9 protein-coding genes and 1 tRNA gene are annotated in these 11824 nt (G+C 42.8%); 8 read left to right on the top strand and 2 right to left on the bottom strand.

Annotated elements, in window-relative coordinates; genetic code table 11:
• Nucleotides 1-590 precede the first annotated feature (590 nt).
• Both B0E43_RS12990 and B0E43_RS12985 read left to right on the top strand, forming a co-directional pair.
• On the top strand, nt 591-1463 hold the full coding sequence (locus B0E43_RS12990; protein ID WP_077350371.1) for a sulfite exporter TauE/SafE family protein: 873 nt from the start codon (nt 591-593) through the stop codon (nt 1461-1463).
• A gap of 51 nt (nt 1464-1514) precedes the next feature.
• Nucleotides 1515-2819, top strand: coding sequence for an alginate export family protein (locus tag B0E43_RS12985; protein WP_139352755.1), 1305 nt, complete (start codon nt 1515-1517; stop codon nt 2817-2819).
• Nucleotides 2820-2907: 88 nt separating this feature from the next.
• Here B0E43_RS12985 and B0E43_RS12980 read toward each other — a convergent pair whose 3' ends face one another.
• The gene (locus B0E43_RS12980) at nt 2908-5454 is read right to left on the bottom strand and encodes a TonB-dependent receptor (protein ID WP_077350369.1); all 2547 of its coding nucleotides are present in this window, start codon (nt 5452-5454) and stop codon (nt 2908-2910) included.
• Between the two features lie 182 nt (nt 5455-5636).
• Between B0E43_RS12980 and B0E43_RS12975 the strand changes: the two genes are divergently transcribed.
• The 3 genes from B0E43_RS12975 to B0E43_RS12965 all read left to right on the top strand — a co-directional run bounded on the left by B0E43_RS12975 (nt 5637) and on the right by B0E43_RS12965 (nt 8148).
• On the top strand, nt 5637-6473 hold the full coding sequence (locus tag B0E43_RS12975; RefSeq protein ID WP_077350367.1) for a chromate resistance protein ChrB domain-containing protein: 837 nt from the start codon (nt 5637-5639) through the stop codon (nt 6471-6473).
• An 80-nt stretch (nt 6474-6553) separates the two neighbouring features.
• A complete protein-coding gene (locus B0E43_RS12970) occupies nt 6554-7006 on the top strand; it encodes a chromate resistance protein ChrB domain-containing protein (protein WP_077350365.1) in 453 nt (150 codons plus the stop codon).
• A 5-nt stretch (nt 7007-7011) separates the two neighbouring features.
• Nucleotides 7012-8148: a chromate transporter gene (locus B0E43_RS12965; protein WP_077350363.1), complete on the top strand. Its 1137-nt coding sequence runs from the start codon at nt 7012-7014 to the stop codon at nt 8146-8148.
• A gap of 52 nt (nt 8149-8200) precedes the next feature.
• Here the strand turns inward: B0E43_RS12965 and B0E43_RS12960 are convergent.
• Nucleotides 8201-8271 (bottom strand) — tRNA-Cys (locus B0E43_RS12960).
• A 64-nt stretch (nt 8272-8335) separates the two neighbouring features.
• Here B0E43_RS12960 and B0E43_RS12955 point away from each other — a divergent pair.
• From B0E43_RS12955 to B0E43_RS12945, 3 genes are all read left to right on the top strand, one after another.
• Nucleotides 8336-9544, top strand: coding sequence for a sterol desaturase family protein (locus B0E43_RS12955; RefSeq protein ID WP_077350361.1), 1209 nt, complete (start codon nt 8336-8338; stop codon nt 9542-9544).
• Between the two features lie 80 nt (nt 9545-9624).
• Nucleotides 9625-10959: an O-acetylhomoserine aminocarboxypropyltransferase/cysteine synthase family protein gene (locus tag B0E43_RS12950; RefSeq protein WP_077350359.1), complete on the top strand. Its 1335-nt coding sequence runs from the start codon at nt 9625-9627 to the stop codon at nt 10957-10959.
• Between the two features lie 68 nt (nt 10960-11027).
• A complete protein-coding gene (locus tag B0E43_RS12945) occupies nt 11028-11753 on the top strand; it encodes an alpha/beta fold hydrolase (RefSeq protein WP_077350357.1) in 726 nt (241 codons plus the stop codon).
• The last annotated feature ends 71 nt before the right edge of the window (nt 11754-11824 follow it).

The following is an 11824-nucleotide window of genomic DNA, read 5'->3' as shown; positions in this document are numbered from 1 at the left end:
ATGGGAATTGGAAACTTCCCAATATAAATTCTTCAAAAATGATCGAAGCCCAGGCTTAATGGGCGAGCATGCCTGCCAGATGCAGAAGTCTAAACCAGATATGGAGGACTTGGATCTGGTTCAATTGGCAGAAGTGACCATTGAATTTTACCAAAAGTGAACTTGATCAGGCTGAATTTTGCGGAGTCGGATTATTTTGGGTTGAAAGGAAATTTTTCCGATTTGCAGATCTCTCAAAAGGCTTCAGAATGAATCTCAATGATTGCGACAGTGGGGGCTAATTCAATCAAAATATTGCGTTGAAAAGGACAAAAGAGAAATCCTTTTTTAATGGAGATCCGTTTAGAAATACTCTTGGTGAATTAGAAATTAGGCATTTGATTTTTACCATGTTTTCAAAGTATTAAGGTAAAGGGTGATAATTTTTTTTAAGAGCTGTAGATTTTCTGCAGCTTTTTTTTGTCCAATTCAACTTTTCTCCCACCACCGATTTTCAATTTTTAAACCTATAAATCCTATAAAAATGATAGGAATGATAATTTTTGTTATTAATTTTGAGATTCTTAACCTATCAAACCTTGAAGCTTTTCATGGAAAAACTTATCCTACGACTTAGAACCGAGCCATTTTGGTCCATGTTTTTTGCGTTTTCCGCTGTGATCTTTGCCTTATTGATCACTCAGACATTGACCGAATCCGTCAAAAGTTGGGAGTTGGACATGGAGATGTTTCTTTGGTTTTTGTTGGTGGGATTCATTGCACAGAGTATCGATGGGGCATTGGGAATGGCTTATGGAGTGAGTAGCAATTCTATTCTTTTGGGTATAGGCATCCCGCCTGCATCTGCATCTGCGTGGGTTCATTTTGCACAAGTGTTCACCAGCTTGGCATCAGGGATTTCCCACTGGAAACTTGGAAATGTGGACTGGAAGCTTGCCAAAAAACTGTTGATCCCAGGAGTGCTTGGATCCATAATTGGTGCCTTTTTCCTGTCTAATGTGGATGGAAACATGATCAAACCAATCATCGCACTATACCTGCTTATCATGGGAGTTGTCATCCTAAGGAAATCACGAAAGAGCCATCATCCTGTAAAATTCAACCGGGAAAGCAGAAGTCTTCCCATATTGGCGACCTCCGGCGGATTTGCAGATGCTGTGGGCGGCGGCGGCTGGGGCCCCATCGTAAACAGCACCTTGCTTAGCAAAGGGAAAATCGCCCGTTATGCCATCGGCACAGGGAATTTTGTAGAATTCTTCGTTTCCTTGGCCAGTGCATCAACTTTCTTGTTTTTTGTCAAGGAATTAAGCCTTGCGCCTGTGTTGGGTTTGATTTTGGGGGGTATTGTCGCAGCACCATTTGCAGCTTACATCTGCAAGTTGATTAAACCCAAATACCTGATGGTGGCAGTAGGAGTCCTGATCATTTTTCTGAGTATAAGGACTTTTTATTTATCGATCTAATTTTAGGATTTAACTGAATTCCAAACACCTTCAAAAATTTCACCCCTTGGAATGTTTCGATGTGGAAAGGTAACTAAAGGGGGAATTGGAGCCGTTGCAATTTTTTTGGCTTCTTTTGGAGACTCATTTTCCCAGCAGGCAGATTCGGTGAAAAACCAGCTTAATCTGGATTTTGAAATCCGGCCCAGAGGTGAGTTTCGCAACCATTTCCAACTTACAGCCGCTGATTCCATAACTCCGGAATTTTTTATAAGTCAGCGAAACCGCCTTACATTAGGCTATCGCTCAAAGGTTTTTGATTTGGTCGCTGCTTTTCAGGAGATCCATCTTTGGAATAAATCCGGGGAGCCTTCCTCTGTAGCCAATGTGAATTTTTTTGAACTTTACCTCCAACCTAAGTTTGGAAAGTTCTCGGTACGCTTAGGAAGGCAAAGATTGCTTTTGGACAATGGAAGGATCTTTTCGGATGCACCATGGGCCCAGCAAAGCAGATCACATGAGGGGATCAGATTGTTTTATTCCACTAAAAATGTTGTAACAGATTTTTCCTGGATGTTTACCAGGACTTACTCCAGTCGCTATGATCCGATGTATTCTCCGGTGGCCTCACATCGGTATGTCAACCTTGTTTTGCACCATTTGAAAGCCAAATTAAGTAATCAGGTAACTCTCACTACTGTACTTGCGCTGGATACTTTTGAGAACTCTGAAAAGGGTCAAAATGGGAGATACACTACCGGGGGTAGAATTGAATACCTGAAAGGAAAATTTTACCTGACCCTAAATGGATTTTATCAGGCAGGCAAAACGGTTTCGGGACAACCAATCCATGCCTATTATCTGCAACCTGAGTTGAGAGTGCAAGTCCAAAACACCACTTTACGGCTTGGATCTGAAATTCTCAGTGGAAATGACTTGGCTAAATCGGAGAACACGTTCAAATCCTTTGTGCCGCTATATGGTGTGGCGTGGAAATTCATGGGAAATATGAATTTCTTTACCAGATTTCCTGGAGATGTAAATTCGAGTGGATTGGTCAATCCATACATTTTTGTCCTTCATAGAATCAATTCCAAGTTGGGAATTAGGGCAGATTGGAATATTTTTTACAATCAATATCCGATGCTGAATGATTCCAAAAACACCGTAGAAAAATACCTTGGCAATGAGTTTGACCTTTCTTTAAATTATCGTCCTGCGGCAAAGTGGGAAGTCAATTTTGGGTTAAGTATTTTGATTCCAACTGAGTCAATGGTGTTGCTCAATAAAATTGAAAATACGCAAGAAACGCCGATTTGGAGCTACCTGATGGTTTCCTATAGGCCTTCAATCCTTTCAGGGAAAAGCATTTTTTGATAAATATCTTTATTCCAAACTGGGATTATAAAAAAAAACCGGACAATTCGCCCGGTCTTTCCCTTTAACAATAAACCCAAACTCGAATTTAGAACGAATACTTAAAGGTGGCTCCATAGGTAGCCGGATCACCCAACACCGCAGCATAATGTCCGGCATTTCCTGCCGCTGGTAGAAGTTGCTCGTAATAATCTTTATTCAATAAATTTCTGGCCCAGATGAAGGCTGAAAATCCTTTGCTGACCCGGTATCCTGCCCGGGCATTCACCAAGGCATAGCCATCCACATTCAGGAATTGGGAAGGAGAGGGGCTGGAGGAAAATTCTGAACGAAAGAAAACATCCGATCCAATGAAGAAGCTGCCGGACTTTCCAAAAAACTTAGCCGATTTGGAATATTCTCCGCCAAAAGATCCCGCCCATTTGGATACACCCGGAAGTCTTCCGCCCGAAATGTCCTTGAAAGCTGATTCACCACCGGTTTCTTCCAACGGTACCGGTGCGTTGGTGAAGGAAACATAAATGGCATCGGTATAAGCTAAGGCGCCATTCAAGGCGAATGAAGGACTAATCCGGATATTTCCATCTATTTCCAATCCGATCACTCGGACTTCCTCAGCATTGGCCAAGTATCCACGATTAACTCCGACTTCTGCCGTTTGAACGAGGGTTTGATAATCTTCAATATTGGTGTTGTGGAAAACTAGGTTCAGAGAAGACCCTTTGGTTGGGGAAGTCTTGATTCCCAATTCATAATGTTTGACATATTCGGGTTTCACCTCTGCCAATTCCAGAAGGGGCTGTCCGGCTACTGCCGGAAGTCCTCCAAGGTTGATCCCGACCGGCTTATAGCTTGTCGAAAAAGTGCCAAATGCATTGATTTTGTCATTAAACTGATAAGCGAGGGTAGCCTGACCAGACCAGTTTTGATCTTCCACATTGGCAACAAAGCTCTGGTCAGAATAAACAGAACGCTTGATAGCCAAAAGCGCAGGATCAGTGGTTTGGAGACCTCCATAAGTTACCCGATCATAATCGACATCCTTTTTGTCGTAATTGAATCTGATTCCTGGAAGAAAATGGAGTTTTTCCGTGATTGCCCAATCCAATTGTCCAAAAACAGCAGCACCGACCGATTCCAAAGTAGAGGTTGTTTTGATCCCATACCCGTCAAGTAGGCCTGGCGTTGCCCATAGCGGGCTAGTGGTACTTTGGGAAAATCTCCACTGTGCAGCTCCTGATTCTTCAATATGAACAGGATCGGTATTCAGATTTTGACTGAGGTAAAATACCCCAAATACTCCGCTCAGTTTCTTGGAAAAATCTCCTGCATATCGGATTTCCTGAGAAAACTGCTCATGCTTGGAAGTTGCCTGAGAAAGTGATAGGACCGGCAAGCCCGTGAAATCCCGATCATTAGAAGGGCCCCAGTTCCAATATCTCCAAGCTGTGGTTGCGGTCAATGTTCCTTCTCCCAGCTGGATATCAGCATTTAATGAAATTCCTCCCAAATCATTGTTTGATTTCCACGGTGTATCGTGGTCTACAATTCTATCAAAGGCGTTTCTGCTAGGCAAGTCGTAGTTTAAGTCGGCTATGATTTGCTCAAAACGACGGTAGGGAGCACGTTTGGTCTCGACTACCCCTGCCACTACCTGGGCATATCCATCCGGACGTTGCGAACTTGCATCCCCGGCAAGAATGATTTCCACCTTGCTGGAAGGGTTGAAGAGCAATTGTCCTCGAAATCCCAAGTTGTTGATATCATTGATTTGTTTTCCTGTGACAATGTTTTCAATCAAACCATTGCGTTGTGTACCCGAAAATGAAACTCTTGCTGCCAAGTTTTTGGTAAGTGGTCCCGTAATGGAAGTTTTTGCCTGAATAAATCCATAATTGCCATAACTCAGTTCGACCGAACCTCCGGGAGTAAAGCTTGGAAGTCGGGTGGAAATGTTGAATGCTCCGGCAGTTGTGTTTTTTCCAAATAGCGTCCCCTGAGGGCCTCGTAAAACCTCAATCTGTTCGATATCGATAAAGTCCAAAGCAGTTGCTGCTGGTCTTGCGAAATAAACCCCATCCACATAGAAGCCGACCCCGGGATCGATCCCATCATTAGTCAGACCAAAAGTTGACCCAAGACCCCGGATGTTTAGCGTAGTGTTTCTAGGGTTGGAGGAATATAGCTGGACGGTCGGTACAAGCTCTTTTACCCGATTGACGTTGAATGAACCCGATTCTTCGATTTTTGGTCCACCGACCACGGAGATGGGAATAGGTACTTTTTGGACTTCTTCGGTTCTTCTGCGTGCTGTTATTAGTACCTCCGCGAGTTCAAGGTCTTCTTCCAGTTGAACAATAAGGACTTCCGAAGGACTGGAATTGAGATCAATCAGGTATTCTTTGAAACCTACAAAATTGACTTGAAGCCTTACCGGATAGGCAGAAGGAGATTGAAGTGAGAATTCGCCATTCTCATCGGTTAATGCAAAAGTATTGGTGCCTTTGATTACAACAGTTGAACCGATCAGTGGTTGTCCAGTAGCATCATTGACCTTCCCTTTAATGTCAGTCTGTGCTTCTGCGAAGTTCCACAGGGTGAAACTGGCTAAAACAAGGAGTAATGTTTTTTTCATAAGTTCAGAAATAGGTTTGAATTGGAATACCGTATTAAATCCATAAACCCTATCAGACTGATAGGAATTATCGGCAAATATATATTTGTTTTATTTACCACAAAGATTTTTTGAATTATTTTTTTTAGAATTTTAAGATTGAAGTTGATTAACTCTTAAGTAATGAGATTCTAGGAAGGATAATGAAGTGGATTACCCGAGAAAAACCAAAAATTGACCGAGTAGCTTGCCCTTGGCTGATCAAACGATTTGTAGACCCGGAAGCAGAATTCATCTATGTTCCATTTGAGGAGGTGATTCCAAAATCAAAGGAGCTTGAAGCCATTCCTTTTGACCTGCCTGAAGTGGAGTACACGCACTATGGCGATGAATGCACTTTCGACTACATTATCAAAAAACATAAGATGAACGATCCTGCATTGAAAGTGATGGCAGTCATTGTACGCGGTGCAGATACCGATCGTCATGATCTTGCCAGTCAGTCTTCGGGACTTTGGGCCATTTCCGCAGGTTTGTCACACAATGTGATAGATGATCAAGCACTTCTTGAAAAAGGGATGGTCATCTATGATGCGCTGTACAGCTGGGCCAAGCACCTGCAGCATGTGAAACACACCCAAAACCACATTGAAAATCTATTGCTGGATGTGTACAAGAAATTTCTTAAACACAAATCCGGCAAAGTTCCCGAATGGGCGAAAGAGCTGAAGGAAATTATTCAGGACCAGATTGACACCAATCTCTCCTTGAGTTTAAAGGAACTTTCAGAAAGTTTAAATGTCCATCCCAGTTATTTGTCGCGGGAGTTTTCCAAGTACTTTGATGATTTATCTTTTGGTGACTACATCCGCAAACTTCGGATAGAAAAAGCGATCGTCCTGCTGGATGATCCAAAACATACACTTTCAGAAATCGCATACCTCACTGGATTCTCAGATCAGAGCCACTTCAACCGGATTTTCAAAAAAAATACAGGTATGAATCCTTCGGAATTTAGAAAAAGATTATCCAAAAAGTAAAATGGATACAAGCCGGTAAATTCTGTTCTATTTCTTCATTATTTCTATTTGTAGCCTTGTACGGTTAAATCTTGCAGACTATGAAATGGATAACTCGAGAACGCCCCAAAATTGATCGCATCGCTTGTCCCTGGCTGATCAAGAATTTTGTAGACACAGAAGCTGAATTCATCTATGTTCCCAAAGATCAGGTCTTTGAAAAAGCCGAGGAGCTGAATGCCATTCCCTATGACATTCTTGGAGCCGAATATTCCCACGAAGGCGATTTCTGCACCTTTGATTACATCATTAAACGACATAATCTGACCGATCCTGCCATCGGTCAGATTGCATTGATCGTTCGCGGTGCTGATACGGACCGCTTTGAACTTTCGCCACAGGCAGCAGGACTTTGGGCGATTTCCGCAGGTCTTTCCTACAACATAAAAGACGATCATTTACAACTTTCCATCGGGATGAAAATCTACGATGCCCTCTATAGTTGGGCAAAATATGTTCACAATGAAAAACACACCTGGTCACCTAAAATCTGAAACGCATGCCTGCTTACTCATTAAAAGATTTAATCATTTACTTTTTAAAACTGGGCACGTGGGGGTTCGGTGGGCCAGTGGCCTTAGTCGGATACATGCACCGAGACTTGGTTGTAACAAAAAAGTGGATCAGTGAAGATGACTATAAAGAGGGACTCGCGCTTTCTCAACTTGCGCCCGGGCCACTTGCGGCACAGCTTTCCATTTATCTGGGGTTCGTTCATTACCGTCTATTGGGCGCAACACTTGTGGGACTCGCATTTGTGCTTCCTTCCTTCGCCATGGTGTTGGGCATCGGGTATGCCTATGTAGGCTATGAAGGATTGCCCTGGATGCAGGCTGTGTTTTACGGAGTTGGTGCTGCGGTAATCGGTATCATCTCAATCAGTAGCTACAAACTGACCCTTAAGAGCATTGGCAATGACAGACTTTTGTGGGTGATATTTATCGTATTGGCCGTAACCACATTTATAACTGAAGAAGAAATTTTGTGGGTAATCCTGTTGGCAGGAGTGGCTGTATGGTTTGCCAAAGCTCCGCCAAAATGGTTGAGTTCAGGGGCAAACGTAATGTTTCCCATAATGCTTGTCCAACTTCAGCCGATCGCGACAGAATCCAAACTTTGGGAGATCGCGTGGTTTTTTACAAAAGCCGGAGCCTTTGTGTTTGGTAGTGGGCTTGCCATCGTTCCATTTCTATACGGTGGGGTAGTGAAGGAATATGAATGGCTGAATGAACAGCAGTTTTTGGATGCCGTGGCAGTTGCGATGATTACACCAGGCCCGGTTGTGATTACGGTCGGATTTATCGGTTATCTGGTGGCAGGTGTTCCTGGAGCCTGTGTCGCTGCCTTGGCCACTTTTCTTCCCTGTTACCTTTTTACCGTCATTCCGGCACCTTATTTTAAGAAATATGGAAAAAATCCTGCGATCAAAGCTTTTGTCGACGGCGTAACTGCCGCTGCCATCGGTGCAATTGCTGGGGCTGTTTTGGTGTTGGGTAAAAGAACTTTAACCGATTTACCGACTATACTTATTGCCTTGACCACCATCGCGATATTGTTCAAGTTCAAAAAACTTCAAGAGCCGCTCATTATCGCAGCGGCTGCCCTTATCGGGATCACACTAAAACTACTGTTATGACCCGTAAAGACTTCCTCAAGAAAACTTCCAAGCTTTTGGGCTAATTCAAAAAAAATCAAAGGGGGATTCGAACCCCCGTACATGGTTTTGCAGACCATTGCCTATCCTCTCGGCCATTTGATTCGCTAAAATTAATAAATCATACTAAATAGGTATAATAAATATGAAATAAAATTATTTTTGTTTCATGATCAGTTACACCTACCTGTTGATTCCACTCATTCTATTCTTTATGGGAGTAGAGTATCTCTTTGCACTGAAGTTTAAAAAGAAGGGAGTTTTCAAATTTGAAAGCAGTGTCTCAAATCTTAGTGTGGGGATTTGGGAGCGTTTTTGCTATTTGTTTTCATCCGCTCTTTTTTATGAGATTTTTGTCTGGACTCATGAAAATTTGGCTTTGTTTTCCATTCCATCCCACTGGCTAAGTTGGGTAATTCTATTAATGGCAACAGATTTTGTCTGGTACTGGTATCACCGGCTGGGGCATGAGGTCAATTTGTTTTGGGCCGCGCATGTGGTTCACCATCAAAGTGAGGAATTCAATCTGACTGCGGCAGCTAGAATTACCTTATTACAATCTCTCGTCCGAACTGTCTTTTGGTGTGCCTTACCTGTTTTGGGCTATTCTCCAGATATGGTAGTTTCTATTTTGTTGATCCATGGGGGCTATTCTTTTTTCACCCATACCCAAATGATCGGTAAACTTGGTTGGCTTGAATACATTTTCATTACTCCCTCTCATCACCGGGTACATCATGCCTCCAATCCCGAATACCTGGATAAAAACTATGGTGACATTTTTGTTTTTTGGGACAAAATGTTTGGCACATTCAAAGTAGAGACCCTTCCAGTAACCTATGGACTAGTCAAACCTCTAGACAGTTATTCCTTCCTTTGGGGGCATTTTCATTTTTCAATTGATCTTTGGTTGGCACTCAAAAGAGAACCTAGCTATTTGAAAAAGTTGCAGCTTCTGTTTTCCAAGCCTGAAACCTTAGATGCAGATTTTGGAGAAGAATCCAGAAACACCTTTGGCATCATCAAGTCTTCTGATCCGCATACTTGGGCAAGTAAGGTGTATGTGGTGATTCAATTGGTTCTTCTTCTGGGAGGGCTTGTATCGGTTACCAAATTCTATTCTGGTTTATCGGCCGGGATTATTTGGCTCTTGGGTACCATCATTTTTGTTTCCTTAATCAATGTCTGTGCTATCCTGGAACAAAAACGATGGGTGTATTACTTGGAGCATTTTCGGCTTTTTGTACTTGGATTGCTAGCGATTGAATTGGACTATGTGGATCTGAGTATATTTTTTGTCGGGATTTTGGCTTTGCTGATCGTATTGTCACTGCCGGTAAAGGACGTTTACAGAGAAATAATTTTAGGAAAAAAATAATTCATATAAAATCGATAGGAATTGTTGTGTATGTAAAATTCAATTATTAATCTTGTTCTATCTTTTAACCACTGAAAACTATGCCAACTCAAGATTATCGATTTGAAACCCTCCAGCTGCATGCTGGACAGGAGCCGGACAAAGCCACCAATTCCAGGGCAGTTCCTATTTATCAGACGACCAGCTATGTTTTTAACAATGCCGAACATGGTGCCAATCTTTTTGCTCTAAAGGAATTCGGTAATATCTATACCCGAATCATGAATCCGACCACGGATGTTTTTGAAAAGCGGATTGCAGCCTTGGAAGGAGGAGTGGCAGCTTTGGCGGTAGCCTCAGGACAAGCTGCACAATTTATTGCACTGAATAATATCCTGGAGGCAGGAGACAATTTTGTCACTACCTCTTTTCTATACGGTGGAACTTACAATCAATTCAAGGTGGCCTTTAAGCGACTGGGAATTGAGGCTAGGTTTGCAGAGGGAGACAACCCGGCTTCCATCTCATCTTTGATTGATGGACAGACCAAAGCGATCTATCTGGAAACAATTGGTAATCCCGGTTTTAATATTCCGGACTTTGAGAAGATCTCCACCATTGCAAAGTTTCACGATATTCCATTGGTGGTTGACAATACCTTTGGTGCCGGCGGATACCTTTTCAGGCCCATAGATCATGGAGCAAATATCGTCGTTGAATCTGCCACCAAATGGATTGGAGGTCATGGCACTTCTATCGGAGGAGTGATCGTAGATGCAGGAAATTTCAATTGGGGCAACGGGAAATTCAGACAGTTTACTGAGCCGTCTGAGGGCTATCACGGACTGAAATTTTGGGATGTTTTTGGTGAAGGTAATCTTTTGGGTCTTCCAAATATCGCATTTGCGATCCGAGCGAGAGTAGAAGGTTTGCGGGATTTTGGCCCTTCATTGAGCCCTTTCAATTCATTTCTTTTGCTTCAAGGCTTGGAAACACTCTCGCTTCGGGTGCAGCGAATTTCTGACAATGCGTTTAATCTGGCGAAATGGCTGGAAAATCACCCGCTGGTGGAATCCGTCAACTATCCCGGCTTGAAGAGCAGTCCTTATTACGAATTGGGTAAAAAATATCTTAGGAATGGTGCTGGAGGTGTTTTAAGTTTTCAGATCGTCGGTGGCGCAGAGGCAGGAAACAAACTTATCGACAGTTTAAAACTGGTCAGCCATCTGGCCAATGTCGGGGATTCAAAAACTTTGATCATCCAGCCGGCTGCCACTACTCATCAGCAACTTTCTGAGGCAGAGCAAACCGCAGCAGGGGTAAAGCCAGGCTTAGTGAGAGTTTCGGTAGGGATCGAGCACATTGATGATATCCGTGCAGATTTCCAGCAGGCTTTTAATCAGGTGGAAGAGCAGATTGCACTTTACATCAACTAGGATAATTACACCTCTTTCATTAGAGGTAATTTTTAAAAATATATTCATACTAAAATGGTATAAATAATATGAAAACAAATTTTGAGAATATACGACCCAAATCAGACAGCAGTAAGCATTACCGGTTTCGAATCATGGGGAAAGGACCAAATCTTCTGATTTTGGGAGGCTCTTCGGGGGATTGGGAAAATGCACTTGAATTGTTGTCCTCCAATTTTACGGTGATTATTCCTTCCTTTTCAAAGGCAATTCTGGATAGGCAGCCCGGAAGCCCGGATCCTATTTTCTATTTGGAAAACCTTCTGGAGGAATTGTCCATTGACAGATTTTCCATCCTTGCACATTCGGTCAGTGCATGGATAGGTCTGAGACTGGCGGCAATCCACCCTGAACGTGTTACCAAACTCATTCTAGCCAATCTCCCTTCAGCGATCGAGGACAGGTTCTCTTTTCAGCAATTGCATCAAGTACTCGCCGGAAAAAGACGTCCTGCTTCGATAGACCAATCTTCATTTTGGTTTGACCAGGTTTTTTGCCAGCTGAGTTTCCTCAATGAGGTAAAAGAAGTGCTCAAGCGAACGCCATTTTTGATGATCGTTGGTGAAACTGATCGGTTTTTCTCCAAGGAAAAGTTTGCCAATTGGTCAAACCTCACCGAAGCAAACCTCAATCTGGAAGTCATTCGCTTCTCGGGACACTTCAGTATGAAAGACAACCCCTGGTATTTCAGCGCTATCGCGAAGGAGTTTCTTCAGAGCAAATCCTACAAACCGTTTACCTCTAAATCGGCATGAGAAACGCAGTCAAAAACTACCTAAAAGCGACCAGGAAATCAGGCTCGTTTGCTCCTCAGACCATCCAAAAG

Origin of the sequence: Algoriphagus sp. A40, assembly GCF_002002735.1 — a bacterium.
Taxonomy (GTDB): domain Bacteria; phylum Bacteroidota; class Bacteroidia; order Cytophagales; family Cyclobacteriaceae; genus Algoriphagus.
The sequence above is the reverse complement of the archived record's forward strand: the minus strand, read 5'-3'. Positions and strand labels throughout refer to the sequence as shown.